This window comes from Pseudomonas sp. LPB0260, from assembly GCF_013388395.1.
On the sequence record NZ_CP058247.1, the window covers coordinates 4,952,348 to 4,978,455 of the forward strand.

Consider the following 26,108-nt stretch of genomic DNA (forward strand, 5'->3'; position numbering starts at 1 on the left):
GCACTCGGCCCGCTTGTCGTGCATTGCTGCGATCGTCAGTTGTCGTCGCTGTCGTCATCGTCGCTGCCGTCGACCTTCATGCCGAGTTCCTTGATCTTGCGCGTCAGGGTGTTGCGCCCCCAGCCCAGTAGCACGGCGGCATCGCGGCGGCGGCCGGCGGTGTGCTTGAGGGCGGTCTCGATCATGATCCGCTCGAAGGCCGGCACCGCGCTGTCGAGCAGGCTCGACTGGCCGCGGCTCAGGGCCTGGTCGGCCCACTGGCGCAGGCCCTGTTCCCAGCTGCTGACCGGGGCGCTGTCCTGGGGCTGGGCCAGCAGCTCCGGCGGCAGGTCGCCGACATGCACCTCGCGCCCGGAGGCCATCACGGTGATCCAGCGGCAGGTGTTCTCCAGCTGGCGCACGTTGCCCGGCCAGGACAGGTGCTGCAGGTAGTCCTCGGTCTCGCTCTTCAGCAACTTGGGCTCCACCGCCAGTTCCAGCGCCGCGCGGCTGAGGAAGTGGCGGGCCAGGGTGGGGATGTCCTCGCGACGATCGGCCAGGCGCGGAATGTGGATGCGGATGACGTTGAGGCGGTGGAACAGGTCCTCGCGGAACTTGCCGGCCTGCACCAGGCTTTCCAGGTCCTGGTGGGTCGCGGCGATGATGCGCACGTCGACCTTCACTGGCGTATGGCCGCCGACCCGGTAGAACTCGCCGTCGGCCAGCACGCGCAGCAGGCGGGTCTGGGTGTCGGCCGGCATGTCGCCGATCTCGTCGAGGAACAGGGTGCCGCCGTCGGCCTGTTCGAAGCGCCCGCGGCGCAGGTTGGCGGCGCCGGTGAAGGCGCCCTTCTCGTGGCCGAACAGCTCCGACTCCATCAGGTCCTTGGGAATCGCCGCCATGTTCAGGGCGATGAACGGCGAAGCGGCGCGCGGGCTGTGGCGGTGCAGGGCGTGGGCGACCAACTCCTTGCCGGTGCCGGACTCGCCGTTGATCAGCACGGTGATGTTGGAGTGCGAGAGGCGGCCGATGGCGCGGAACACCTCCTGCATGGCCGGCGCTTCGCCGATGATTTCCGGGGTGCGTGGCTGTTCCACCGGCGCCGCCAGGCTCTGCTGCTCCTGGGCGTGCTGGTTGGCGCGCTTGACCAGGGCGACCGCTTCGTCGACGTCGAACGGCTTGGGCAGGTACTCGAAGGCGCCGCCCTGATAGGAAGCCACCGCGCTGTCCAGGTCGGAGTGGGCGGTCATGATGATCACCGGCAGGCGCGGGTACAGCTCGCGAATCCGCGCCAGCAGGTCGAGGCCGCTGGAGCCGGGCATGCGGATGTCGGAGATGATCACGTCCGGTTGCTCGCGGCCGAGGCGGCCGAGCACGCCGTCGGCGCTGTCGAAACTCTGGGTGGTCATGCCTTCCTGCTGCAGGGCCTTTTCCAGGACCCAGCGGATGGAGCGGTCGTCATCGACGATCCAGACGGTTTCACTTCGGCTCATGCAGCGGGTGCTCCTTGTTCCAGCGGCAGGAAGATCGAGAACAGCGTATGGCCGGGATGGCTCTCGCACTCGATCAGGCCTTGATGCTGACTGATGATGTTCTGGGTAATGGCCAGGCCGAGGCCGGTGCCGTCGGCGCGGCCGCTGACCATGGGATAGAAGATGGTTTCCTGCAGCTCCTGGGGGATGCCCGGGCCGTTGTCGATGATCTCGATGCGCGCCACCAGGCGGTGGCGAGTGTGGCCGATGGTGAACTGGCGCAGGGTGCGGGTGCGCAGGGTGATGCGCCCCAGGCCCAGGTCGTGCTTCTGCGTGGCGATGGCCTGCATGGCGTTGCGCACGATGTTGAGCACAGCCTGGATCATCTGCTCGCGATCGATCAGCAGGTCGGGAATGCTCGGGTCGTAGTCGCGCACCAGAATGATGCCGCCCTGGCTTTCCGCTTCGACCAGGCTGGCGACCCGCTCCAGCACCTCATGCACGTTGGTCAAGGCCAGCGACGGCAGCTTGTTCGAGCCGAGCATGCGGTCCACCAGATTGCGCAGGCGGTCGGCCTCTTCGATGATCACGTCGGTGTAGTCCTTGAGCTCGGCGTCCGGCAGCTCGCGGGCCAGCAGCTGGGCGGCGCCGCGGATGCCGCCGAGGGGGTTCTTGATCTCGTGGGCCAGGCCGCGCACCAGCAACTTGGTGGTTTCCTGCTTGGACAGCTGGGCCTCTTCCTTGGTGATCTTCAGCATCCGGTCGCGCGGGTGCACCTCGAGCAGCAGCAGGGTGGCGCCGCGGCTGAGAATGGGGGTCACCGCATAGTCGACGGTCAGGGTCTGGCCGGTCACGGCGGTCAGCACCGCTTCGCGCTTGTTGAACGGATGCGCCTGTTCGACCGCCTGGCGCAGCGCGCTCAGGGCTTCCGCCGACTCGGTGAACAGCTCGCTGATGAACTGGCCGTGGCTGCGCTGGCCGCTGACGGCCAGGAGCATCTCCGCCGCCGGGTTCATGTACTCGAGCCGCAGTTGGGCGTTGAGCAGCAGGGTGGCGGTGGTCAGGTTGTCTAGCAGCAGGCGGTGCAGTGCGTCGTTGATAGTCATAGGCTAGGGCTTGGCGGCGATGAACAGAAAAATGCAAGAAGCAAACCAAAGCCCCGAAAAGACGCGCGCGGCGCGGACAGCGGACGGCGGCCGCCGTGTTTCGGCGCATGGCCGGCAACTGTGGGCGAACCAAAACAGGGAGAGTATAGGAAGGGAGTGGCGGCGGCGCACCGATATGGTGCGCCGGCATTGAGGGTCAGATGAAGGGGATCAACGGGATGTCTTTCTTCTCCGGCGGTTTGTCCTTCAACGGACACTCCGGGCGCACGCCGTAATCGTCTTTCTGGCACGGCCGCACCATGCGCTTCTGCGCCAGGGAGATGCGCAGCATGTGGAAGGGTTGACTCGGGGTGCGCTCGAGGGTGCGGCCCTGCGCGTCGATGATTTCCACCGCCAGCTGGTGGGTGCCGCGGTCGATGTTCTCCAGGGGAAAGACCGGGCTGCGGCTTGGCTCGCCCAGCGGTTCGCCGTCCAGCAGCAGGCGGTAGCTGTGGCCTGGGAGCAGGGCCGGGTCGCTGCTGGCGGTGACGATCAGGTTGCCGGCGCTGTCGCGGATGGTCGCATCGGGTTGCGGCACCAGGATGCGCAGCAGCTGATAGGCCGGCGCCTGGGGCGCGCTCGGCGCGTTCACGGGCGGCGGCGCGGGGGCGGTCGCGGGCATGCTGTTGGAGGGTGCCAGCTGGATGCGCTGGGCATTGCCGGTTCCGGGGCGGTCGGTGAAGACCCGGTTACCCTCGGCATCTATATAGGTGTAGACGTCCGCCTGCAGCGGCAGGCAGCAGAGCAGGCTCAGGCAGAGCAGGGCGATTCTCATGGTCAGGGCGCAGGCTTGGGCGGAGGAGGTGGGCGCAGGGCCGGGCTACTGGTATGCACCCGCTGTACGGTAAAGGTGACCGCGTCGCTTTGCTGGATCGGCTTGCCGCCGCTGAGTACCTCGACCGCCAGGCTGTGCTCGCCACGGTCGACGTTGGTCAGCTGCAGGCGCGGCACGTTGCTCGGCTGGCCGTACGGTTGGCCGTCCAGCAGCAGGCGCAGGCGATGGGAGGCGGCCAGGCGCGGCGACAGCGCCACCCCGACGCTGAAGGTGCCGTTGTTGGCGCGCAGCGCCTCGTCGTCGGGCAGGCCGGTCAACTTGAGGGTGTTGTAGGGCGGCGCGGCATTGACCTCGGCGCCGGCGCTGCCGGTGGGCGTCGCCTGCGGCTGTTGCATGTTCACGGTGTTGGTCGGCGGCAGTTCGACGCTCTGTGCGGCGCTGCCGTCCGGCGGCTGGTTGGTGAAGACCGTATTGCCCTTGGCATCGGTGTACTTGTAGATCTGTGCACTGGCCAGCAGGGGCAGGTACAGCAGCAGGCAGGTGAGCATCCGGCGCATGGCCATTCTCCCGGGTATCGTGCAGCTAAGCCTTGCACCGCTGGGGCGCGCTGGCAAGCGCGGCCGCGCGGCCCTGTGACTGTCGGCCACAAAAAAGGCCCCGCCGGCTGAGCCGGGCGGGGCCTTGTGCGTCACGCCGCCGGAGCGGCGCGCAGCGGTTTTAGACGCTGTAGTACAGGTCGTATTCCAGCGGGTGCACGAAGGTGCGCACCTTGATCTCTTCTTCGCTCTTCAGCTCGATGTAGGCATCGATGAAGTCGTCGGAGAATACGCCGCCCTTGGTCAGGAACGCGCGGCCCTTGTCCAGCTCTTCCAGGGCCTCCTTCAGGCTGCCGCACACCTGCGGGATCAGCTTGCCTTCTTCCGGCGGCAGGTCGTACAGGTTCTTGTCGGCCGCATCGCCAGGGTGGATCTTGTTCTGGATACCGTCCAGGCCGGCCATCAGCAGGGCGGCGAAGCACAGGTACGGGTTGGCAGCCGGGTCCGGGAAGCGCGCCTCGATGCGGCGGGCCTTCGGGCTCGACACATAGGGGATGCGGATCGAGGCGGAGCGGTTGCGTGCCGAGTAGGCCAGCATCACCGGCGCTTCGAAGCCCGGGACCAGACGCTTGTAGGAGTTGGTCGACGGGTTGGTGAAGCCGTTCAGCGCCTTGCCGTGCTTGATGATGCCGCCGATGAAGTACAGGGCGGTGTCGGACAGGCCGGCATAGCCTTCGCCGGAGAAGGTGTTCTTGCCATCTTTGGAGATGGACATGTGCACGTGCATGCCCGAGCCGTTGTCGCCGTACAGCGGCTTCGGCATGAAGGTGGCGGTCTTGCCGTAGGCGTCGGCGACGTTGTGCACGCAGTACTTCAGGGTCTGAACTTCGTCAGCCTTGGCGACCAGGGTGTTGAACTTCACGCCGATTTCGTTCTGTCCGGCAGTGGCCACTTCGTGGTGGTGTACTTCGACGACCAGGCCCATTTCTTCCATGGCGTTACACATGGCGGTACGGATTTCGTGGTCGTGGTCGCACGGCGGAACCGGGAAGTAACCGCCCTTGACGGCCGGGCGGTGGCCCTTGTTGCCGCCTTCGACGTCCTGGTCGGTCATCCACGAGCCCTGCTCGGAGTAGATCTTGAACATCGAGCCGGAGATGTCGGACTTGAACTTCACTTCGTCGAAGATGAAGAACTCAGGCTCCGGGCCGACGAATACGGTGTCACCGATGCCGGTGGTCTTGAGGAATTCCTCGGCGCGCTTGGCGATGGAGCGCGGGTCGCGGTCGTAGCCCTGCATGGTGCTCGGCTCGACGATGTCGCAGACCAGGATCAGGGTCGGCTCTTCGGTGAACGGGTCCAGGACGGCGGTCTCGTCGACCGGCATCAGGATCATGTCGGAGGCTTCGATGCCCTTCCAGCCATGGATGGAGGAACCGTCGAACATCTTGCCGTGCTCGAAGAAGTCTTCGTCCAGGGCGTCGCGAGCCGGCATGGTGACGTGGTGCTGCTTGCCCTTGGTGTCGGTGAAGCGCAGGTCAACCCACTTCACGTCGTGTTCTTTAATCAGTTGAATCGACTTCGACATGCTGTCCTCCAGATGGATAAGGCTCGGATGCGAGCCCTCAATAGTTCGATGAAGCCCGGCGCGATAGTCGGCCAGGACAACCTGCCTCACAAGGGAGCAAATTGCATGCCAGTGCCCCGGAATGGGCGTAAAGCCTGAAACTCAGCAGTGGCGCGGGCTGCGCGGCGAGATCGCGGTATTTTTTGCACCAATATAGAGCGGTAAATTTATCCTTCGCACAATAATGGTGCGCTATGGCAGGTGAGTGGGATTTTTGATCAAAGCTTGAACAATTTCCGCTATAATCCGCGCCCCTGTTTTTCGGCTGCCCCGGCACGCACTGTTTTCATGAAACTGATCGTTAAAGTTTTCCCCGAAATCACCATCAAGAGCCGGCCGGTGCGCAAGCATTTCATCCGCCAGCTGGCCAAGAACATCCGTACCGTGCTGCGCGATCTCGATCCGCAGCTGCAGGTCAGCGGTGTGTGGGACAACCTCGAGGTGGAAACCGCGATCGCCGAGCCGAAGGTGCTGCAGGAGATGATCGAACGCCTGCGCTGCACCCCGGGGCTGATCCACTTCCTCGAGGTCCACGAGTACCCCCTGGGCGATTTCGACGACGTGCTGGACAAGTGCAAGACCCATTTCGCCGACCAGCTGCCGGGCAAGGTCTTCGCCGTGCGCTGCAAGCGCGGCGGCAAGCACGCGTTCACTTCGATGGACATCGAGCGCTATGTCGGCAGCCAGCTGCGCCAGCAGTGCGGCGCCGCCGGCATCGACCTGAAGAAGCCCGAGGTCGAGGTGCGCATGGAGATCCGCGACCAGCGCCTGTTCATCGTCCATCGCCAGCACGACGGCCTGGGCGGCTATCCGCTGGGTTCGCTGGAGCAGACCCTGGTGCTGATGTCCGGTGGCTTCGACTCCACCGTCGCCGCCTACCAGATGATGCGCCGCGGCCTGGTCGCCCATTTCTGCTTCTTCAACCTCGGCGGCCGCGCCCACGAGCTGGGGGTGATGGAAGTGGCCCACTACCTGTGGCAGAAGTTCGGCCGCTCGCAGCGCGTGCTGTTCATCAGCGTGCCGTTCGAGGAAGTGCTGGCCGAGATCCTCGGCAAGGTCGACAACAGCCAGATGGGCGTGATCCTCAAGCGCATGATGCTGCGGGCCTCCACGCGCATGGCCGAGCGTCTGCAGATCGATGCCCTGGTCACCGGCGAGGCGATTTCCCAGGTGTCCAGCCAGACGTTGCCGAACCTCACGGTGATCGACTCGGCCACCGACAAGCTGGTGCTGCGCCCGCTGATCGCCAGCCACAAGCAGGACATCATCGACACCGCCTACGCCATCGGCACCGCCGAGTTCGCCAAGCACATGCCCGAATACTGCGGGGTGATCTCGGTCAACCCGACCACCAAGGCCAAGCCCGAGCGCATCGCCTACGAGGAATCGCACTTCGACATGGCGATTCTCGAGCGCGCCCTAGAGCGCGCCACCCTGCTGCCGATCGACAAGGTGATCGACGAGCTCGGCAAGGACGTGCAGGTCGAGGAAGTCGACGAGGCCCTGGCCGGCCATGTGGTGATCGACATCCGCCACCCCGACGCCGTCGACGACGAGCCGCTGGAGCTGCCCGGCATCGAGGTGCAGGCGCTGCCCTTCTATGCCCTGAACAGCAAGTTCAAGGAGCTGGATGAGACCCGCCAGTACCTGCTGTATTGCGACAAGGGGGTGATGAGCCGCCTGCATGCCCACCACCTGCTGAGCGAGGGGCATGCCAATGTGCGCGTTTATCGTCCGGCATAGGACCCCAGGGCTGAATGGCGGCAGCATCCGCCATCGCCCCCCCGACCGCGAGGCAGCCTGAAGCTGCCGCCAGGTCTTTGCACCGCCTGGCTGAATTCGCAATCAGTTAATCTCCGCCGCCTAGACTTCGCGGCACACCGAATCCTCTGATCGAGATACAAAAGTGATCGAAAATCTACGTAACATCGCCATCATTGCCCACGTCGACCATGGTAAGACCACCCTGGTAGACAAACTCCTGCGTCAGTCCGGCACCCTGGAGCGCGGCGAGCTCAACGACGAGCGCGTGATGGACTCCAACGACCAGGAAAAGGAACGCGGCATTACCATCCTGGCGAAGAACACCGCCATCCGTTGGAACGACTACCGCATCAACATCGTCGACACCCCCGGCCACGCCGACTTCGGCGGTGAAGTAGAGCGCGTGATGTCGATGGTCGACTCGGTACTGCTGCTGGTCGACGCCCAAGACGGCCCGATGCCGCAAACCCGCTTCGTGACCAAGAAGGCCTTCGAAGCCGGCCTGAAGCCGATCGTGGTGATCAACAAGGTCGACCGTCCGGGCGCGCGTCCCGACTGGGTGCTGGATCAGATCTTCGACCTGTTCGACAACCTCGGCGCTACCGAAGAGCAGCTCGACTTCCAGGTCGTCTACGCCTCGGCCCTGAACGGCATCGCCGGTCTGGATCACACCGCCATGGCCGAAGACATGACCCCGCTGTACCAGGCCATCGTCGACCACGTACCGGCTCCCAAGGTCGACGTTGACGGCCCGTTCCAGATGCAAATCTCGGCACTGGACTACAACAGCTTCCTGGGCATCATCGGCGTTGGCCGTATCGCCCGCGGTCGCGTCAAGCCGAACACCCCGGTCGTCGCCATCGACACCGAAGGCAAGAAGCGCAACGGCCGTATCCTCAAGCTGATGGGCCACCACGGCCTGCACCGTGTGGACGTCGAAGAAGCCACCGCTGGCGACATCGTCTGCATCAGCGGCATGGACGAGCTGTTCATCTCCGACACCCTGTGTGACATCAACAACGTCGAAGCGATGAAGCCGCTGACCGTCGACGAGCCGACCGTTTCCATGACTTTCCAGGTCAACGATTCGCCGTTCTGTGGCAAGGAAGGCAAGTTCGTCACCAGCCGTAACATCAAGGAGCGTCTGGACAAGGAGCTGCTGTACAACGTGGCCCTGCGCGTCGAAGAGGGCGACTCGGCCGACAAGTTCAAGGTCTCCGGCCGTGGTGAGCTGCACCTGTCGGTACTGATCGAGAACATGCGCCGCGAAGGCTTCGAGATGGGCGTAGGCCGTCCGGAAGTGATCATCCGTGAAGTCGACGGGGTCAAGCAGGAGCCGTTCGAGAACGTCACCATCGACATCCCGGAAGAGGCTCAGGGCAAGGTCATGGAAGAAATGGGCCTGCGCAAGGGCGACCTGAGCAACATGGTGCCGGACGGCAAGGGTCGTGTTCGCCTGGAGTACAACATCCCGGCTCGCGGTCTGATCGGTTTCCGTAACCAGTTCCTGACCCTGACCAACGGTGCCGGCATCCTGACCTCGATCTTCGACCGTTACGACACCATGAAGTCCGGCCACATGTCCGGCCGTCAGAACGGCGTACTGGTTTCGATCGATACCGGCAAGGCCCTGACCTATTCTCTGGAAACCCTGCAGGCACGCGGCAAGCTGTTCGTCGAGCACGGCCAGGAAATCTACAACGGTCAGATCGTCGGTCTGAACAGCCGCGACAACGACCTGGGCGTGAACCCCACCAAGGGCAAGAAGCTCGACAACATGCGTGCTTCCGGTAAAGACGAAACCATCGCGCTGGTGCCGCCGGTTCGTTTCACCCTGGAGCAGGCTCTGGAATTCATCCAGGACGACGAGCTGTGCGAAGTCACGCCGAAGTCGATCCGCCTGCGCAAGAAGATCCTGGACGAAGGCGAGCGCACCCGCGCTGCCAAGAAAGCCAAGAACTGATTCGTCAGGTTGAATGAAAAAGCCCCCGTCGGCGCAGGCCGGCGGGGGCTTTTTCTATTCTGCTCTGCGCCGTTACTGCAGCGGCTTGGGCTTGTAGGCGCAGTAGCCCGGGCGCGGGCCGACCTTGGGGTGGTTGCGGCAGGTGTCCGGGCGCTTGTCGTAGATGGTGCACAGGCGCGACTTGCGATCCAGGTACAAGCAGTCGTTGTTGCTCATGCGCGCCAGGGTGAAGACCCCGCTCTTCTGGTTGAAGCGCTCGACGATGCCTTCCTTCTGCAGGCGCTTGGCGATGTTCTTCGCCGGCTCGCCGCGCTCGAACTCGTCGACCACGCCGATGCGGATCAGGTCGCCGATGCGCGCCTCCACCGGCAGGGTGCAGCAGCTGGACATGCAGCTGTGGCACATGTCGCTGGTGTATTTGGCCCAGGTGTCCAGGCGGTCGAGTTCGGCGGCGGCGATCAGGTTGTTCTTCATCGGGCTATCGGCAGGTATCGGCTGTGCGGCGGGCGATGATAACGGCGCTGGTGAAAAAGTGAACAAACTTCTGCCGGTTGGTCGGCTTTTCGCACCGTCGGTGCGGTTCGTGTGCCTGCCATGCAATCCTTGGACGTCTCCCTGGGTGACGAGGATGTCGGCCCCTATACTGGGGCATCGCCCCGGGCACCGGGCTTTTGAGCAGGGAAGCGGGCGAACCTGTCTAGCAAATCGGGAACTGCTGCATGCAATGGATATTCATGCTGGTCGGCGTGGTGCTGGGGGCTCTGGTCGGCGAGTCGCCGAGCGCTGCGCTGTTGGGTGGCGTGCTGGGCCTGAGCCTGGGCCAGGCGTTCAGGCTGCAGGCGCTGGCCCGGCAGAGTGCCGAGCTGACGGCGCAGCTGGAGACTTTCGCCGCGCGCTTCGAGCGCGGCACCGCGGCGGTTCACGAGCGCCTGCTCAAGGTCGAGCGGGACCAGGTGCAGGCTGCGCCGCCGCCTGCGGCGCAATTCCCCGCGCCAGCGCCTGTCGCGGCGGCCGAGACGGAGCTGGACTGGAGCCTGGATGTCCAGCCGCAGGCCGCCGCCGGACCTGAATCGGACGCGGTGCCGTCAGCGGCCGAGGCCCTGGCGACACCTGAGCAGGCGGCGCAAACCGCCGCGCCGGACGGTTGGTCCCAGGCGCCAGGCGAGCCTGGGCTGCTGGCCCGTGCGCTGAGCAAGGCCAAGGCCTGGCTGCTGGGCGGCAACACCCTGCTGCGGGTCGGCGTGCTGCTGCTGTTCCTCGGCCTGGCCTTCCTCCTGCGCTACGCCACCGAGGGCCTGGTGCTGCCGGTGGAGCTGCGCTATGCCGGGGTCGCCGCCAGTGCCATCGCCCTGCTCGGCCTGGGCTGGTGGCTGCGCCGGCGCAATCCCGGCTACGCCCTGATACTGCAGGGCGCCGGGGTCGGCGTGCTCTACCTCACGGTGTTCGCCGCGATGCGTCTGCACCCACTGTTGCCCGCTGGCCTGGCCCTGGCCCTGCTGGTGCTGGTGACCTGTTCCTCGGCGATCCTCGCGGTGGCGCAGAATGCCCTGGGCCTGGCTGCCGCGGCGGCCCTCGGCGGGTTCGCCGCGCCCATCCTCACCTCCACCGGCAGCGGCGACCATGTGGCGCTGTTCAGCTACTTCGCCCTGCTCAACGCCGGTATCTTCGCCATCGCCTGGTTCAAGGCCTGGCGCCTGCTCAACCTGATCGGCTTCGTCGGCACCTTCAGCATCGGCCTGGCCTGGGGCCTGCGCGCCTATACCCCGGAGCTGCTGTGGAGCACCGCGCCCTTCCTGTGGCTGTTCTTCCTGATGTACCTGGCGATCGGCCTGCTGTTCGCCCGGCGCAAGTTGCGCGAGGCGGCGCAGGCGCCAACCGGGCGTGGCGAGCTGCTGCGCTGGTCGGCAGGGCAGGGTGACTACATCGACGCCACCGTATTGCTCGGCCCGCCGCTGGTCGGCTTCGGCCTGCAGTTCGCCCTGGTGCAGCACCTCGAGTTCGCCGCGGCCTTCAGCGCCCTGGGCCTGGGCGTGCTGTACCTGGCGCTGGCCCGCCTGCTGGCCGGACGCACCGCCGGCCGGGCGCTGCTGCTAGTGGAGACCTGCCTGGCCCTGGGCGTGGTGTTCGCCAGCCTGGCCATTCCCCTGGGCCTGGATGCCCGCTGGACCTCGGCGGCCTGGGCGGTGGAGGGCGCCGGCGTCTACTGGCTGGGGCTGCACCAGCGTCGTGGCCTGGCGCGGGCCTTCGCCCTGTTGCTGCAGGGCGGCGCGGCGCTGGCCTACCTGGGCGAGCTGCGCGACGGTCACGACAGCCTGCTGAGCGGCGCGGTGCTGGGCGCGCTCTTGCTCGGCGTGGCGCTGTCGTTCAGTGCCTGGCAGCTGCGCCAGGCGCCGGCGGACGCGAGCAGTCGCTGGGAGCGCCGCGCCCTGCCACTGCTGGCCTGCAGCGGGTTGGCCTTCTTCTACCTGATGGCGCCGTTGAGCTTCGCCGCTGCCGGCACGGTCATCGTCTGGGCGATCGCGGGGTTGCTGACCCTGCTGCTCGGCCTGCGCCTGCATGAGCGCGCGCTGCTGCTCGCGGCCTGCTCCGTGCAACTGCTCGGCGGCCTGCTGGCGCTGCTGCACCTGGCTGGTGCCAACGCTGTTGGCGGCGTAACGCTGGGCTCGGCGCTGCTGGGCCTGATGCTGATCGCCGGGCTGTTCGGCCTGGTCCGGCTTGCCCCGCTGGGGGCTGGCCGGCGGCGCGTGCTGGGCTGGGCTGCGCTGTTGCTGGCCGGCCTCGGCTGGCTCTGGCTGATGCAGCGCTTCGTCCTTCCCGGCGACGCGTTGTGGGGAGCCGGCGCGTTACTGGTTGTCTGGTTCAACCTGCAGTTGCAGCGGCGCGCCGGGTACCTCTCGGCCCTGGCGCTGCAGATCGCGGCCGGCCTGGCCCTGCTTGTCGCCTCCACGTTGCTGCTGGTGCAGGGCGGCGCGGACGGAGTGCGACCGCTGGCCCATGCCGAGTTCTGGGCCCCGGCCGCCCTGGCGGCGGCCGCGTTGTTCGCCGCCTGGCGCCTGCAGGCGCTGGCCGCGGAGGCGTCGCCGCTCCTGGAGCGGCTTGGCGTGCCGCTGGCCCAGCTGTCGCTGGTGTGGGGCGTGGCCTGGCTCGGGCTGGCCCTGGCCGGCGAAGTGCTGCGCTTCGTCGCCGGTGCCGCGCTGCAGGACACGGCCCTGCTGCTGGCGGCGGCGCTCGGCGCGCTGCTGGCCGGGGCGCTGGCCCGGCGCAAACACTGGCCAGAGCTGGCGCTGCTCTGCTGCCTGCTGATGCCGGTGGCGGCGGCCGTGCTGCTGCAGGCCTGGAACCTGCGCTACCAGCCGTCGGCGCAATTCGGCTGGCTGGCCTGGGCGGCGCTGTTCGCCGTGCATTTCTGGCTGCTGCGGCGCCTGGCTCCGCTGCTGCCGGCCGGCGCCCGCAGCGCCGCCCACGTACTCGGCTGCTGGCTGCTGCTGACGGTCATCGCCCTGGAGCTGCGGTACCAGTTCCTCGCCCTGGCCACGCACTACAACGCCTGGCGCTGGCTCGGCTGGGCGCTGCTGCCGAGTGTCTACCTGTGTCTGATGGCGACCCCGCGCAGCCGGCCCTGGCCGCTGGCGGAGTATCCCCGCGAGTACCAGGTGCTGGCGGCGCTGCCGCTGGCCCTGCTGATGCTCGCCTGGTTCTGGCTGGCCAACGCCCTCAGCGCCGGTGACGCCGCGCCGCTGCCCTATCTGCCGCTGCTCAACCCGCTGGAGCTGGGCCTGCTGTTCACCCTCGGCGCCTTGTACCTCTGGTCGTCGGCGAACCTGCCGCAGCTGGGTGTGCAGGGCCTGCCCGGGCGCCGGCTGATCCTGGTGCTGGTCGGCGCCTCGCTGTTTGCCCTGTGCACCGCCATGGTGATGCGCACGGCCCACCACTGGGGCGGCGTGCCCTACCGCCTGCAGCCGCTGCTCGATTCGATGCTGGTGCAGGCCGGGCTGTCCATCGTCTGGACCCTGATCGCCCTGCCGCTGATGGTCTTCGGTCATCTGCGCCGGCGCCGCGAGCTGTGGCTGGTCGGCGCGGCGCTGATCGCCGTGGTGGTGGCCAAGCTGTTCTTCGTCGAACTGGGCAATCGCGGTGGGCTGGAGCGCATCGTGTCGTTTATCGGGGTCGGGGTGCTGCTGCTGGTGGTCGGCTACTTCGCCCCCTTGCCACCGGCCAGGCGCGATGAAGAGGCGCCGATGGAACAGGAGCAGGCATGAACACGAAAACTCGACCAGGCGCCTGGCTGCTGCTCAGCGGGCTGCTGTGCAGCCTCGCCGCCGCGGCGGCGGAGCATCCCGCCGACTACACCTGGCATCTGCCCTTGCAGCTGAATGGCGAGGGCCCCTGGTATCGCCTGGAGCTACCCATGGCCGCCCACCTCGCCGCCCGCCACGGCGACCTGCGCGACCTGCGGGTGTTCAACGGCGAAGGCGAGGCGCTGGCCTATGCGCTGGTGCGCAGCCCGCACGAGGAACGCCTGGATGAGCAGGACGTGCGCTGGTTCCCGCTGTACGCCGAGGGCGAAGGCGAGGCCGGGTTGCCCGGCCTGCGGGTGGAGCGCAGCGCCAGTGGCACGCTGATCGAATTGCTGGAGGCGGATGCTGCGCCGTCTCCGGCCAGCTTGCGCGGCTGGCTGCTCGACGCCAGCGCCGTGGAGCAGCCGCTGGTGCGCCTGACGTTGGACTGGAGCAGCGACCAGGAGGGCTTCCAGCGCTTTCGCATCGAGGCCAGCGACGACCTGCGCAGCTGGAGATCCTGGGGGCACGGCCAGCTGGCGCGCCTGTCGTTCGCCAACGAGTACATCGAGCAGCGCCAGGTCGAGTTACCGGGGCGCCGCGCCCGCTACCTGCGCCTGCTGTGGGAGAGCCCGCAGCAGGCCCCCCAGCTGATCGCCGCGCGGCTGTTCAGTCGTCCCCATGACAGCCTGTCGCTGCCCCTGGTGTGGTCCGAGCCGATGCCGGCGGATCGCGCCGCGGACGGCGCCTACCAGTGGCGTTTGCCGCTGGCGCTGCCGGTGCAGAGGATCAGGCTCGAACTGGGGACGGACAACCGTCTGGTGCCTGTCCAGGTCAGTGGTCGGGGCGGCGCCCAGGGGCGCTGGCGCCCCCTGGGCGGCGGCCTGCTCTATCACATGCCGGAGCAGGGCGGGGAGTTGCGCCAGGATGAGCTGGCCCTGGCCGGGCTCACTGTGCAGCAGCTGCGCCTGCAGGTCGACCAACGCGGTGGCGGGCTCGCCCCCGAGCCACGCCTGCAAGTCGGCGTGCGCGCCACCCGGCTGGTGTTCCTCCTGCGCGGCAGCCCGCCCTATCGACTGGCCCTGGGCAACCCGGATGCGCTGTCCGCCGCCTTGCCCGTGCAGGCCCTGATCCCCGGTTATCGCCCGGAGCGCCTGGCGCAGCTCGGCGTGGCCGAGGTGTCGCCGGGCGCTACGCCGCAGGCCGCCTCGCCGGCCGACGGCACGGTCGACTGGCAGCGCTGGGGGCTCTGGGCCGTGCTGCTGCTGGGGGTGGCCGTGCTGGCGCTGATGGCCGTGAGCCTGCTGCGCAAAGCGCCTGAGGCTTGAGGCACATGGCCCGCCCTTGCGCCGAGCCCAGGGCCCTTCTATCCAGCTGCTGAGGCGCCGAAGGTGATAAAGGGGTAAACTGCGCGCGATTTTTCTTCCTTCCCGGAGCCGTCCATGTCCCGCGTTACCCTGAGCCGCTATCTGATCGAGCAGACCCGCAGCCACAACACCCCTGCCGATCTGCGTTTCCTTATCGAAGTGGTGGCGCGGGCCTGCAAGGCGATCAGCCATCAGGTGTCCAAGGGCGCCCTGGGCGGCGTGCTCGGCAGCATGGAAACCGAGAACGTGCAGGGCGAGGTGCAGAAGAAGCTCGACGTGCTGTCCAACGAGATCCTCCTGGAAGCCAACGAGTGGGGCGGCCACCTGGCCGGCATGGCGTCGGAGGAGATGGACAAGGCCTACCAGATTCCCGGCCGCTACCCCAAGGGTGCCTACCTGCTGGTCTTCGATCCGCTGGATGGCTCCTCGAACATCGACGTCAACGTCTCGGTCGGCACCATCTTCTCGGTGCTGCGCTGTCCGGAGCGCAACGGCGATGTGGGCGATCTCGGCGAGGACGCGTTCCTCCAGCCGGGCACCCAGCAGGTCGCCGCCGGCTATGCGATCTACGGCCCGCAGACCATGCTGCTGCTGACCCTGGGCAATGGCGTCAAGGGCTTCACCCTGGACCGCGAGCTGGGCAGCTTCGTGCTGACCCACGACAACATCAAGGTGCCGGAGACCACCAAGGAATTCGCCATCAACATGTCCAACCAGCGCCACTGGGAGGCGCCGGTGCAGCGTTACGTCTCCGAGCTGCTGGCCGGCGAGACCGGGCCGCTGGAGAAGAACTACAACATGCGCTGGATCGCCTCGATGGTCGCCGACGTGCACCGCATCCTCACCCGTGGCGGCATCTTCATGTACCCGCGCGACGCCCGCGAGCCGGAGAAGCCGGGCAAGCTGCGCCTGATGTACGAGGCCAACCCGATGTCCTTCATCATCGAGCAGGCCGGCGGCGCCGCCACCAACGGCACCCAGCGCATCCTCGACATCCAGCCCAGCTCGCTGCACCAGCGCGTGGCGGTGTTCCTCGGTTCCAAGCAGGAAGTCGAGCGCGTCACCGCCTACCATCAGGAGTAAACCCACGAGAGGAGCGGCGATGAGCGCACCCTGGCAGCCCTTGCTCGATTGGTGGTTCGGCCCCCTGACGACGGCGGGGGAGGTGGCCGCGGCGCGTAACGGCCTGTGGTTTGGCAAGCGCGACAGCCAGGATGCCGAGGCCCGCGAGCGCTTCGGCGCCCTGGTCGAACAGGCCCTGGCCGGCGAGCTCGCCGACTGGACCGAGCAGGCCGAAGGCTGGCTGGCCCTGGTCCTGCTGCTCGACCAGCTGCCGCGGATGATCCATCGCGACAGCCCCCGCGCCTTCGCCGGCGACGCCCGCGCCCGCCAATTGGTGCTGGACCGCCTGGATGGCGCGCATGAGGCGGCGCTGGCGCCGATCCAGCGGGTGTTCGTCTACCTGGTGCTGGAGCACGCCGAAGACCTGCTGCTGCAGGACGAAGCGCTGCGGCGCTTCAGCCGACTGCTCGATGCGGCGCCCGCCGCCGAGCGCACGCTGTTCGCCGGCTTCCTCGATTATGCCGAGCAGCATCAGCGGATCATCGCCCGCTTCGGCCGCTTCCCCCACCGCAACGCCATTCTCGGTCGCCCCTCGAGCGAGGAAGAGTTGCGCTTTCTCGAGGAACCCGGCTCGCGTTTCTGACGTCCAACCGAGCGAATCACGGGCCTCACTTCAGTCGGGCCCGAACATCCATCCAGCGGAGTCCCTGCATGTCGTTTCGCGCCCTCACCCTGATCGCCGCCTGTGTGCTGCTGGTCGCCTGCAACAAGGTCAATCAGGCCAATTACTCGAAACTGCAGGCCGGCATGAGCAAGCCCGAGGTCGAGCAACTGCTCGGCGCACCGAGCGAATGCGCCGGCGCCCTGGGCATCACCAGCTGCACCTGGGGCGACGAGAAGAGCATGATCAGCGTGCAGTTCGCCGGCGACCAGGTGCTGATGTTCTCCGGCAAGGGGCTCAAGTAGGGAGGTCGACATGCGTGGCTTGTTGGGCTTGTTGATGGTGGCGCTGCTGGCCGGCTGCGCCAACTTGGGCACCGGGCCGGTGCCGCCGCAAACCGTCGAGCGGGTCGACCTGCAGCGCTACCAGGGCACCTGGTACGAGCTGGCGCGTCTGCCGATGTTCTTCCAGCGCAATTGCGCCCAGTCCGAGGCGCACTATGGCCTGCAGGCCGACGGCAGCCTGCAGGTGGTCAATCGCTGCCGCAGCCGCGAGGGCGAGTGGCAGCAGGTCGAGGGCGTGGCCGTGCCGCAGGTGGCAGGTGATACCGACAAATTGTGGGTGCGCTTCGACAACTGGTTCAGCCGCCTGCTGCCGGGCATGGCCAAGGGCGAGTACTGGGTGCTCTACCTGGACGACGCATACCAAACCGCCCTGGTCGGCCATCCGGATCGTGACTACCTGTGGCTGCTGGCGCGCAGTCCGCAGGTCGACCCGGCGCTGCGCGACAAGCTGCTGCAGGTGGCGCGCGAGCAGGGCTACGACACCGACGCGCTGATCTGGCGGGTGGCGGACGGCGAGATCGCGCCTTAGCCGAACCGCTCCGGCCGTGGGCCTGCGAGGTGGCGCGGGGCGGCGGCGGAAAACTGGGCAAACGCCGCGCCCCGGTCTAAACCCTAGGTAGTCGTCTGCCGCCGGTGCTCAACAGCAGCCGGCGCGACGCACCCTTCGCGGTTGACCTGGAGATCGCCATGCCGCTGTTTCGTCCCCTGCTTGCATTCCTGGCCCTGGTGGCCGCATGGCTCGGCGCCCCGGCCCACGCCGCCCCGGCCACCTGCCCCTATCCCAGCACCGTGGTGTTTGCCGGGCTCAACTGGGAAAGCGGCATGTTCGCCACCCAGGTGCTGCGCGATCTGCTGGAGAAGGGCTACGGCTGCCAGACCGACGCCCTGCCCGGCAATACCCTGACCATGGAGAACGCACTCAAGCAGAACGATGTGCAGGTGATCGCCGAGCAATGGGCCGGGCGCAGCGAGCTGTGGCGCAAGGCCGAAGCGGCCGGCGAGGTGTTCGCCGTCGGCGAGCCGGTGCAGGGCGCCACCGAGGGCTGGTGGGTACCGGAGTACCTGGTCGGCGGCGCCGACGCGCCGGCTGCCGGGCTCAAGTCGGTGAGCGACCTGCCGCGCTACAAGGCGCTGTTCCGCGACCCCGAGGAGCCCGGCAAGGGGCGCTTCTACAACTGCCCGAGCGGCTGGACCTGCGCGGTGGTCAACTCGCAGAAGCTCAAGGCCTATGGCCTGGAGGACAGCTACGTGAACTTCCGCACCGGCGCCGGGCCGGCCCTGGATGCGGCGATCAGCTCGGCGATCCGCCGCCAGGAGCCGATCCTCTTCTACTACTGGTCGCCGACGCCGCTGATGGGCCGCTACAAGCTGGTGCAGCTGGAGGAGCCGCCGTTCGACCCCGAGGCCTGGGAGACCCTGATCGACGGCAATCACCCCAACCCCGTGGGGACCCGTTCGTTGCCGGCGAAGATCTCCATCGGCCTGTCGCGCGACTTCCACGAGCGCGCGCCCGAACTGGTTCAGGTGTTCGACAAGGTGCAGATTCCCCTGCCGCTGTTCAACGGCATCCTGGCGCGGATGTCCGAGCAGCGCAGCGAGGCGGAAGAGGTCAGTCGGCAGTTCTTCCGCGAGCACCGGGATATCTGGTCGACCTGGGTGCCGGCCGAGGTGGCCGGGCGTATCGACGCGGCCCTCGACTGAGGGGCTTGTTACCTCGGGCCCCATCCTGGGGCCCGCGGCGCTCCCTATCTGTGCGCCGCTGTGCTCGGGTAACAGCTCACTACTCCGGGCATGTCTTCCATTTTGGTGACTGACCGGTCACCTTTCTCCAGATTTTTCGCGCTCTTCAGCGATGCGTCGATGAAATCCTTCGCAGCGAGACGGGGTTGGCCTTCTGCTTGCATATGCTTGTGTGTACAAGTAAAGGGGTGTGCGGCAGCGCGCGCCACCTCTGCCCATGCTCAAGGCCTGCATTTGCACCACCGTTAAACACCACGCATTAGGAGTGTCGCTATGGGAAGTAAGAAAAAGCTGCTGAGCACCCTGCTGTCTCTTGGCCTGCTGGCTGGGTCGGTATCCGCCCAGGCTGCCGGCTGGTGCGAATCCGGTAAGCCGGTGAAGTTCGCCGGACTCAACTGGGAGAGTGGCATGCTGCTCACCGACGTGATCCAGATCGTTCTCAAGGAAGGCTACGGCTGCACGACCGACAGCTTGCCGGGCAACTCCATCACCATGGAGCAGGCCCTGAGTACCAACGACATCCAGGTGTTCGCCGAGGAGTGGGTGGGCCGCAGCGATGTGTGGAACAAGGCCGCGGCGGCCGGCAAGGTCGTCGGCGTCGGCGCGCCCATCGTCGGCGCCGATGAGGGTTGGTATGTGCCGCGTTACCTGGTGGAGGGGGACGCCAAGCGCAAATTGGAGGCGAAGGCCCCGAACCTCAAGAAGGTCGCCGACCTGGCCCAGTACACCGAGGTGTTCCGCGATCCTGAGGAGCCGGCCAAGGGCCGCTTCTACAACTGCCCGGCCGGCTGGAGCTGCGAGCAGGAAAACAGCAAGAAGCTGCAGGACTCGGGCCTGGAGAGCAAGTTCACCAACTTCCGTCCTGGCACCGGTCCGGCACTGGATGCCGCAGTGCTTTCCAGCTACAAGCGCGGCGAGCCGATCCTGTTCTATTACTGGTCGCCGACCCCGCTGATGGGCCAGGTGGATCTGGTCAAGCTGGAGGACGAGCCGGGCCATGCCCACAGCATTTCCATCCAGATCGGCCTGTCCAAGGAGTTCCACGAGCAGGCACCGGAACTGGTCGCGGTACTCGAGCAGGTGAACGTACCGATCGATCTGCTCAACCAGAACCTCGGACGGATGGCCAAGGAGCGCATCGAGTCGCCCGAACTGGCCAAGGCGTTCCTCAAGGAGAACCCGGGAATCTGGCACCGCTGGGTGAGCGCTGAGGCGGCGAAGAAGATCGAAGCGAGCTTGTAAGCTGAAACCGGGAGGGCCAGGGTGGTCCTCCCGGCGGTTGCATGAGCAGCCACCCCAAGTCTATCGATCGAGAGCACTCTATGTTTCCCGAGCAATTCACTTTCTCTATCGCCAACCTGGTCAATGATTGGGTTGATGCCTTGGTGGTCAATTACGGCGATGTGTTCCGGCAGATTTCGGACTCGGTCCTGTGGGCCATCGTCAATCTCGAGAGCTGCCTGCGCGCGACGCCCTGGTGGCTGATGCTCGGCATCTTTGCCGCCATCGCCTGGCACGCGACCCGTCGGGCGCTGCCGACGCTGGTGATCGTCGGCCTGCTGTTCCTGGTCGGCGCGGTGGGGCTGTGGGACAAGCTGATGCAGACCCTGGCGCTGATGCTGGTGGCTACGCTGATTGCGGTCCTGATCGGCATACCCCTGGGGATTCTCTCTGCCCGCAGCGACCGTCTGCGTACCGTGTTGATGCCGCTGCTCGACATCATGCAGACCATGCCCAGCTTCGTGTACCTGATTCCGGTGCTGATGCTGTTCGGCCTGGGCAAGGTGCCGGCCATCTTCGCCACGGTGATCTATGCCGCACCGCCGCTGATCCGCCTCACCGATCTGGGCATCCGCCAGGTCGACCGCGAGGTCATGGAGGCGGTCAACGCGTTCGGTGCCAACCGCTGGCAACAGCTGTTCGGCGTGCAGTTGCCCCTGGCGCTGCCCAGCATCATGGCAGGGCTCAACCAGACCACCATGATGGCCCTGTCGATGGTGGTGATCGCCTCGATGATCGGCGCCCGCGGCCTTGGCGAAGACGTGCTGGTCGGAATCCAGACGCTGAACGTCGGCAAGGGCCTGGAGGCCGGACTGGCCATCGTCATCCTCGCCGTGGTCATCGATCGCATCACCCAGGCCTACGGCCGTTCCCGGCATGAGGTGAGCCAATGAGCAAGATAGTGGTCAACCACGTCTTCAAGATCTTCGGTTCGCGGGCCGATGAGGCCCTGGCCATGATCCGCGAGGGCAAGAGCAAGGATCAGGTGCTGGCCGCGACAAACTGCGTGGTCGGGGTGAACGATCTGTCGCTGGCCATCGAGCCGGGGGAGATCTTCGTCATCATGGGCTTGTCCGGTTCGGGCAAGTCGACCCTGGTGCGCCATTTCAATCGGCTGATCGACCCGACCAGCGGCGAGATACTGATCGATGGCCAGGACATCCTGCGCTATGACCTGAACGCGTTGCGGCAGTTTCGCCGCGAGAAGATCAGCATGGTGTTCCAGAGCTTCGGCCTGCTGCCGCACAAGAGCGTGCTGGACAACGTCGCCTATGGCCTCAAGGTGCGGGGCGAGAGCAAGGCCCGCTGCGCCGAGCGGGCGCAGCACTGGATTGCCATGGTCGGCCTCAAGGGCTACGAGAAGTCCTACCCGCACCAGCTGTCCGGGGGCATGCGCCAGCGCGTCGGCCTGGCGCGCGCGCTGGCCGCGGACACCGACATCATCCTGATGGATGAAGCGTTCAGCGCCCTCGATCCGCTGATTCGCGCGGAAATGCAGGATCAGCTGCTGGAACTGCAGAAAGGCCTGAACAAGACCATCGTCTTCATCACCCACGATCTCGACGAAGCGGTGCGCATCGGCAACCGCATCGCCATCCTCAAGGATGGCCGCCTCATTCAAGTGGGAACCCCCAAGGAAATTCTCTACCAGCCCGCCGACGAATACGTAGACCGTTTCGTTCAGCGCCACGTGACCTCTCTCGAAGGAAACCTCTTAGATGTCGTCAGCTGAAACCCTTGGCTCGGAAGCAAACCTAGCGCTCTCGACAGTTGAGCGCGTCGTCATCGGTGATGCGCCGCTGCGCTGGCAGGACGTGGTCGCGGTGGCTCGCCACCGCGCGCCGCTCGAGCTGTCGGAGCAGGCTTGGGCGCGGATCGACAACGCCCGCGCGATCGTCGAGCGCATTGTCGCCAGTGGCGAGCGCGCCTACGGCGTCAATACCGGCCTCGGCGCACTGTGCAACGTCACCCTGCAGGACGAGCAACTGTCCGCGCTGTCCTACAACACGCTGGTCAGCCATGCCTGCGGTGTCGGCGCGGCCCTTACCGAGGAGCAGACCCGGGCGATCATCTGCGCGGCCATCAGCAACTACAGCCAGGGCAAGTCCGGCCTGCAGCGGCATCTGGTCCAGGCGCTGCTGGACCTGCTCAATCGCGGCATCACCCCGCTGGTGCCGGCACAGGGCTCGGTGGGCTACCTGACCCATATGGCCCACGTTGGCATCAGCCTGCTGGGCATTGGCGAGGTGAGTTACCAGGGACAGATCGTACCCGCCAGCCAGGCCCTGGAGGCCGAGGGGCTGGCGCCCGTGCTGCTCGGCGCCAAGGACGGACTCAGTCTGGTCAACGGCCCGCCCTGCATGACTGGCTTGAGTTGTCTGGCGCTGGCGGACGCTACTCGCCTGATCGAATGGGCCGACGTGGTCGGTGCCATGAGCTTCGAGGCCCTGGGTGGGCAGATCAACGCCTACGACCCGGAGATCATCGCGCTGAAGCCGCATGCCGGCATGCAGGCAGTGGGTAACAACCTGCGCGCGCTGCTCGCCGGCAGTGAGGTCGTCGCCCGCAATCTGGGTATCCGCACCCAGGACGCGCTGAGCATCAGGTCCATTCCCCAGGTGCATGGCGCCTGTCGGGACCAGCTGGCACATGCGGCCCGGCAGATCGAGACCGAGCTCAATTCGGTGAATGACAACCCGCTGGTGCTGGGCACCCCGGACGACTATCGGGTGGTCATGCAGGCCAACCCCCATGGCCAGCAGGTGGCGATGGCCGCCGACCTGCTGGCGATCGCCATGGCCGAGATCGGCAGCATCTCCGAACGTCGCCAGGACCGCTTGATCAACCCCCTGGTCAGTGGCCTGCCAGCGTTTCTGGTCAGCCAGCCGGGCGTGAACAACGGGATGATGATCGTTCAGTACGTTTCCGCGTCGCTGTGTGCGGAAAATCGCCAACTCGCTCAGCCGGCGGTGATCGACAACTTCGTGACCTCGGCACTGCAGGAAGACCATCTGAGCATGGGCACCAATGCCGCCTTGAAACTGCATCGGTTGCTGGACAATTGCGCGCAGATCCTCGCCATCGAGTACCTGTTGGCGGGCCAGGCGTTCGAGTTCCTCAAGGAACACAGCTTTGGCGCAGGCACCGGCTACGCCTGGAAGTTGCTGCGTCAGCGCGTACCGGCTTTTGACCAGGACCGCTGGCTGGCGCCGGATATCGCCAGCGCCGCGAAGCTCATGCGTGAACAGCTGGTGCAGGGCGAACTGTGCACGGGGTTCGATGCCCGGCAGTGAGCTGCCGGGGTAACAGCTTCACGCCGCAACCCTGGCAGACGGCCCCACCCGAGCATCGCGTGGGGCCGTCTGACGCAAAGAGTCTGGTGATTCGACCCGGAGGTGGTTCGGTCGTCATGGAAGTGGCGCTAGCTCAGGGGAGGCTGTGACCAGCCCTGTCTTTTCATTCATTAAGGGGCTGAATGAGTCGGCTCAGGTGTTTTTTTAATCGCCCATTTGGGTGAGCGTCTATTTTGTGTGGACTGGCTACTCTGCCGTGCTTGCCTGCTGGCAAACTAACATGACGGAGTAGCCATGACTTTTCCCCTCAAAGCTTTGACCGCTGCAGTACTCCTCGCCGGGCTGCCTGCCGCGGCCCACGCCATGCCCTATTCGCAGCTGGTGATATTCGGTGACTCGCTGAGCGATAGCGGCCAGTTTCCCGACTCTGGCGGCCCGGCATTTCCGAACGGTGGCAACCGATTTACCAACCGCACTGGCCCTAATTTCAATAGCACCGAATACTTCGCTGCTGTTTCGACCCAGCGCCTGGGCGCCCATCTCGGCCTTCAGGCCCTGCCGTCCACGCCATACCTGTTGCAGCCAGTTACCGGTAATCCAGACGGCACCAACTACGCGGTGGGTGGCTACCGTACGGGCCAGATCCTCAGCTCCATCACTACCACATCTGAAACGATTGTTCCGGTGGGCCAGCCCGGCGCAGGCACCGTCCTCCGATCGCGGTCTGGCTATCTAGCCGAATTCGGCCGTGCCGATGCCAACGCGCTCTACTACATCAACGGTGGCGGTAATGATGTGTTGCAGGGTTTCATAACCGATCAGACCAGTGCGGCGGTCGCGGCCAAAAATCTGGTCGATGGTGTCGTCGCCCTGCAACGAGCCGGTGCGCGCACCATCATCGTCTCCGATCTGCCGGACGTGGGTATGACCCCTTTCGGACTTGAACCCCAGCCAGGCTTCCCGTCGGGGATGCGCGCGTTCTTTTCCAATGGGGCTTCGCTGTTCAACGATGCGCTAGCCACCCAGCTGTCGGCCCTCGGCGGCAACGTCATTCGCCTGAACTACCGTGGCCTGTTGAGCGAAGTGCAGGCTGATCTTGTAGCCTTTGGCTTCGACCCGCTGGTCGCGCAGACTGATGTTTGCTTCAGCGGCAGCGGTTGCACCGCCGATCCGACCTGGGGCTTGGGGGGGATCTCGCCCAACCCTAACAAGTTGCTGTTCAACGACGGCGTGCACCCGACCGCCGCTGTACAGCAGATCACCGCCGACTACACCTACTCGATCCTCTCGGCACCCTGGCAGGTTTCCCTGCTGCCGGAGATGGCCATGGCCAGCCTCAACGGTCACCAGCAGCAGCTGCGCAGCGAGTGGCAGGCCGATCGCGGTGCCTGGCAGGCGGTGGGCCAGTGGCGCAGCTTCGTCGCCGCCAGCGGTCAGCGTCAGCAGTTCCAGGAAGGTGCGGCGGTGGCCAGCGGCGACAGCCATGGCCTGGGCCTGAACCTGGGTGGCAGCTACCGGCTGGATGACAGCTGGCGCCTGGGCCTGGCCCTGGGCCTGCAGGAGCAGAGCCTGGAGGCCGGCGAGGCCGATTCCGAGTACGACCTGAGCAGCTACCTGCTCAGCGCCTTCGCCCAGTACCAGAATGGCCGGGTGTGGGCCGATACCAGCCTGAGCCTGGGCCATCTCGACTACGGCGACCTCAACCGCCAGTTCGCCCTGGGCATTGCCGAGCGCAGCGAGAAGGGCGACACCGATGGCCAGCTGTGGGCGCTGTCTGGGCGTCTGGGCTATGACCTGGCCAATGCCGGCACCGGCTGGCGGGTCAGTCCGTTCATCAGCGCCGACTACGCCCGGGTCGATGTGGATGGTTACCGCGAGCGTGGCATGAGCTCCACGGCCCTGAACTACGACGACCAGCAGCGTGACAGCATGCGTCTGGGCCTGGGTCTGCAGATGAACTACCAGCTGAGCCCGGCGACCCAGGTGTTCGCCGAAGTCGCCCGCGAGCGCGAGTTAGAGGACGATCCGCGGCAGCTGCGCATGGGCCTCAACTCGGTGGCCGGCAACCGCTTCGAGCTGCAGGGCCACACCCCGGCCAGCGGCCAGACCCTGGCTGGCCTGGGCGTGAGCCATGCTCTGAGCTCGGAGCTGCAGTTGCGTGCGGCCTATCAGTTCCGCGGCACCACCGATCGCCAGCACGGCGTCAACCTGTCCCTCAACTGGGACTTCTAAGACGCCGGACCGTCACGCAGCGCAAGGCTGCGTGGCGGTTTCACTGCCAGTTCAGCCGCGCCAGCCGCCACTCACCGTCATCCCGCCACCACTCCAGCTTGACCGCGTAATAGCGCGCGCTGTCCGGTATCAGCCCGTCTGCGCCGCTCAGGGCCAGGCGCGCCTCGGTGTGGCCCTTCTCGCTATAGGTCGAATCCAGGTAACTGTCCTGGCTCACGGGCAGCACCCGCACCTGCTTGTGTCGCAGGAACAGCAGGGCCATGGTGCGCCTGGCCCATTCACGGTCGTGCTGCTGCTGGGCAAAGAACTGCGGGTGCAGCTGCTCCAGCACTGCCGCCTTGTCCTTCGCCTCCAAGTTGTCCTGCAACTGCTGCACGGCGGCCTCTAGGGCGGCCTGCGGGTCGTCCCGCTCGCTGCAGCCGGTGAGCAGAGTCAAAAGTGCCAGGAAAGCCAGGGCAAATCGCCGTATCGGCATGCCGAACTCCTTTTTCATGGTTATGATGCGGGGCAGAGCGGGACCCGGCAGCATAGCGCCCCGAGGACGCGAAGCGCTCTCGTCGACGCCTGGAACGCACCGTACGCATACATTC

21 protein-coding genes are annotated in these 26,108 nt (G+C 66.3%); 14 read left to right on the forward strand and 7 right to left on the reverse strand.

Annotated elements, in window-relative coordinates; all coding sequences use genetic code 11:
* Positions 1-35: 35 nt before the first annotated feature.
* The 5 genes from ntrC to glnA form a co-directional block, all read right to left on the reverse strand.
* Entirely contained in the window at positions 36-1,472 is a 1,437-nt protein-coding gene (gene ntrC / locus LPB260_RS22150; protein WP_208708013.1) for a nitrogen regulation protein NR(I), read from the reverse strand.
* A complete protein-coding gene (glnL, locus tag LPB260_RS22155; RefSeq protein WP_208708014.1) occupies positions 1,469-2,557 on the reverse strand; it encodes a nitrogen regulation protein NR(II) in 1,089 nt (362 codons plus the stop codon). Before glnL ends, ntrC begins: the two co-directional genes overlap by 4 nt.
* Positions 2,558-2,753: 196 nt before the next feature.
* A complete protein-coding gene (locus LPB260_RS22160) occupies positions 2,754-3,371 on the reverse strand; it encodes a DUF4124 domain-containing protein (protein ID WP_208708015.1) in 618 nt (205 codons plus the stop codon).
* Between the two features lie 2 nt (positions 3,372-3,373).
* Positions 3,374-3,928 (reverse strand): DUF4124 domain-containing protein, encoded by a 555-nt coding sequence (locus tag LPB260_RS22165; RefSeq protein ID WP_208708016.1) that lies wholly within the window; start codon positions 3,926-3,928, stop codon positions 3,374-3,376.
* A 160-nt stretch (positions 3,929-4,088) separates the two neighbouring features.
* Positions 4,089-5,495, reverse strand: coding sequence for a glutamate--ammonia ligase (gene glnA, locus LPB260_RS22170; protein WP_208708017.1), 1,407 nt, complete (start codon positions 5,493-5,495; stop codon positions 4,089-4,091).
* Between the two features lie 327 nt (positions 5,496-5,822).
* Between glnA and thiI the strand changes: the two genes are divergently transcribed.
* The gene (gene thiI / locus LPB260_RS22175; protein WP_208708018.1) at positions 5,823-7,277 is read left to right on the forward strand and encodes a tRNA uracil 4-sulfurtransferase ThiI; all 1,455 of its coding nucleotides are present in this window, start codon (positions 5,823-5,825) and stop codon (positions 7,275-7,277) included.
* Between the two features lie 163 nt (positions 7,278-7,440).
* Positions 7,441-9,261, forward strand: a complete 1,821-nt coding sequence (gene typA / locus LPB260_RS22180; RefSeq protein ID WP_208708019.1) for a translational GTPase TypA — start codon at positions 7,441-7,443, stop codon at positions 9,259-9,261.
* Positions 9,262-9,333: 72 nt separating this feature from the next.
* Here the strand turns inward: typA and LPB260_RS22185 are convergent, their stop codons facing one another.
* Positions 9,334-9,735, reverse strand: a complete 402-nt coding sequence (locus tag LPB260_RS22185; RefSeq protein WP_208708020.1) for a YkgJ family cysteine cluster protein — start codon at positions 9,733-9,735, stop codon at positions 9,334-9,336.
* 245 nt (positions 9,736-9,980) lie between these two features.
* Between LPB260_RS22185 and LPB260_RS22190 the strand changes: the two genes are divergently transcribed.
* The 12 genes from LPB260_RS22190 (at position 9,981) to LPB260_RS22245 (ending at position 25,518) form a co-directional block, all read left to right on the forward strand.
* The gene (locus tag LPB260_RS22190; RefSeq protein ID WP_208708021.1) at positions 9,981-13,520 is read left to right on the forward strand and encodes a DUF2339 domain-containing protein; all 3,540 of its coding nucleotides are present in this window, start codon (positions 9,981-9,983) and stop codon (positions 13,518-13,520) included.
* Complete coding sequence (locus tag LPB260_RS22195) at positions 13,517-14,866, forward strand: DUF3999 domain-containing protein (protein ID WP_208708022.1); 1,350 nt, start codon at positions 13,517-13,519, stop codon at positions 14,864-14,866. The genes LPB260_RS22190 and LPB260_RS22195 overlap by 4 nt, the downstream gene beginning before the upstream one ends.
* 114 nt (positions 14,867-14,980) lie before the next feature.
* A complete protein-coding gene (locus tag LPB260_RS22200) occupies positions 14,981-15,988 on the forward strand; it encodes a class 1 fructose-bisphosphatase (RefSeq protein WP_208708023.1) in 1,008 nt (335 codons plus the stop codon).
* Positions 15,989-16,007: 19 nt separating this feature from the next.
* Positions 16,008-16,610, forward strand: coding sequence for a DUF924 family protein (locus LPB260_RS22205; protein ID WP_208708024.1), 603 nt, complete (start codon positions 16,008-16,010; stop codon positions 16,608-16,610).
* Positions 16,611-16,678: 68 nt separating this feature from the next.
* A complete protein-coding gene (gene bamE / locus LPB260_RS22210) occupies positions 16,679-16,933 on the forward strand; it encodes an outer membrane protein assembly factor BamE (RefSeq protein WP_208708025.1) in 255 nt (84 codons plus the stop codon).
* Between the two features lie 10 nt (positions 16,934-16,943).
* On the forward strand, positions 16,944-17,501 hold the full coding sequence (locus LPB260_RS22215) for a lipocalin family protein (protein WP_208708026.1): 558 nt from the start codon (positions 16,944-16,946) through the stop codon (positions 17,499-17,501).
* A gap of 158 nt (positions 17,502-17,659) precedes the next feature.
* A complete protein-coding gene (locus LPB260_RS22220; protein ID WP_208708027.1) occupies positions 17,660-18,673 on the forward strand; it encodes an ABC transporter substrate-binding protein in 1,014 nt (337 codons plus the stop codon).
* A gap of 312 nt (positions 18,674-18,985) precedes the next feature.
* Positions 18,986-19,954, forward strand: a complete 969-nt coding sequence (locus LPB260_RS22225) for an ABC transporter substrate-binding protein (RefSeq protein WP_208708028.1) — start codon at positions 18,986-18,988, stop codon at positions 19,952-19,954.
* 80 nt (positions 19,955-20,034) lie between these two features.
* A complete protein-coding gene (locus LPB260_RS22230; protein WP_208708029.1) occupies positions 20,035-20,886 on the forward strand; it encodes a proline/glycine betaine ABC transporter permease in 852 nt (283 codons plus the stop codon).
* Entirely contained in the window at positions 20,883-21,725 is an 843-nt protein-coding gene (locus tag LPB260_RS22235) for a glycine betaine/L-proline ABC transporter ATP-binding protein (RefSeq protein ID WP_208708030.1), read from the forward strand. Before LPB260_RS22230 ends, LPB260_RS22235 begins: the two co-directional genes overlap by 4 nt.
* On the forward strand, positions 21,712-23,286 hold the full coding sequence (gene hutH / locus LPB260_RS22240; RefSeq protein WP_208708031.1) for a histidine ammonia-lyase: 1,575 nt from the start codon (positions 21,712-21,714) through the stop codon (positions 23,284-23,286). Before LPB260_RS22235 ends, hutH begins: the two co-directional genes overlap by 14 nt.
* 294 nt (positions 23,287-23,580) lie before the next feature.
* On the forward strand, positions 23,581-25,518 hold the full coding sequence (locus LPB260_RS22245) for an autotransporter domain-containing protein (RefSeq protein WP_208708032.1): 1,938 nt from the start codon (positions 23,581-23,583) through the stop codon (positions 25,516-25,518).
* Positions 25,519-25,558: 40 nt separating this feature from the next.
* Here the strand turns inward: LPB260_RS22245 and LPB260_RS22250 are convergent, their stop codons facing one another.
* Entirely contained in the window at positions 25,559-25,993 is a 435-nt protein-coding gene (locus tag LPB260_RS22250) for a hypothetical protein (RefSeq protein WP_208708033.1), read from the reverse strand.
* Positions 25,994-26,108 lie beyond the last annotated feature (115 nt).

Coding starts and splice junctions, on each gene's coding strand:
- ntrC (WP_208708013.1), bottom strand. CDS start 1,472: ATGAGCCGAAGTGAAACCGTCTGGATCGTCGATGACGACCGCTCCATC.
- glnL (WP_208708014.1), bottom strand. CDS start 2,557: ATGACTATCAACGACGCACTGCACCGCCTGCTGCTAGACAACCTGACC.
- LPB260_RS22160 (WP_208708015.1), bottom strand. CDS start 3,371: ATGAGAATCGCCCTGCTCTGCCTGAGCCTGCTCTGCTGCCTGCCGCTG.
- LPB260_RS22165 (WP_208708016.1), bottom strand. CDS start 3,928: ATGCGCCGGATGCTCACCTGCCTGCTGCTGTACCTGCCCCTGCTGGCC.
- glnA (WP_208708017.1), bottom strand. CDS start 5,495: ATGTCGAAGTCGATTCAACTGATTAAAGAACACGACGTGAAGTGGGTT.
- thiI (WP_208708018.1), top strand. CDS start 5,823: ATGAAACTGATCGTTAAAGTTTTCCCCGAAATCACCATCAAGAGCCGG.
- LPB260_RS22185 (WP_208708020.1), bottom strand. CDS start 9,735: ATGAAGAACAACCTGATCGCCGCCGCCGAACTCGACCGCCTGGACACC.
- LPB260_RS22190 (WP_208708021.1), top strand. CDS start 9,981: ATGCAATGGATATTCATGCTGGTCGGCGTGGTGCTGGGGGCTCTGGTC.
- LPB260_RS22195 (WP_208708022.1), top strand. CDS start 13,517: ATGAACACGAAAACTCGACCAGGCGCCTGGCTGCTGCTCAGCGGGCTG.
- LPB260_RS22200 (WP_208708023.1), top strand. CDS start 14,981: ATGTCCCGCGTTACCCTGAGCCGCTATCTGATCGAGCAGACCCGCAGC.
- LPB260_RS22205 (WP_208708024.1), top strand. CDS start 16,008: ATGAGCGCACCCTGGCAGCCCTTGCTCGATTGGTGGTTCGGCCCCCTG.
- bamE (WP_208708025.1), top strand. CDS start 16,679: ATGTCGTTTCGCGCCCTCACCCTGATCGCCGCCTGTGTGCTGCTGGTC.
- LPB260_RS22215 (WP_208708026.1), top strand. CDS start 16,944: ATGCGTGGCTTGTTGGGCTTGTTGATGGTGGCGCTGCTGGCCGGCTGC.
- LPB260_RS22220 (WP_208708027.1), top strand. CDS start 17,660: ATGCCGCTGTTTCGTCCCCTGCTTGCATTCCTGGCCCTGGTGGCCGCA.
- LPB260_RS22225 (WP_208708028.1), top strand. CDS start 18,986: ATGGGAAGTAAGAAAAAGCTGCTGAGCACCCTGCTGTCTCTTGGCCTG.
- LPB260_RS22230 (WP_208708029.1), top strand. CDS start 20,035: ATGTTTCCCGAGCAATTCACTTTCTCTATCGCCAACCTGGTCAATGAT.
- LPB260_RS22235 (WP_208708030.1), top strand. CDS start 20,883: ATGAGCAAGATAGTGGTCAACCACGTCTTCAAGATCTTCGGTTCGCGG.
- hutH (WP_208708031.1), top strand. CDS start 21,712: ATGTCGTCAGCTGAAACCCTTGGCTCGGAAGCAAACCTAGCGCTCTCG.
- LPB260_RS22245 (WP_208708032.1), top strand. CDS start 23,581: ATGACTTTTCCCCTCAAAGCTTTGACCGCTGCAGTACTCCTCGCCGGG.
- LPB260_RS22250 (WP_208708033.1), bottom strand. CDS start 25,993: ATGCCGATACGGCGATTTGCCCTGGCTTTCCTGGCACTTTTGACTCTG.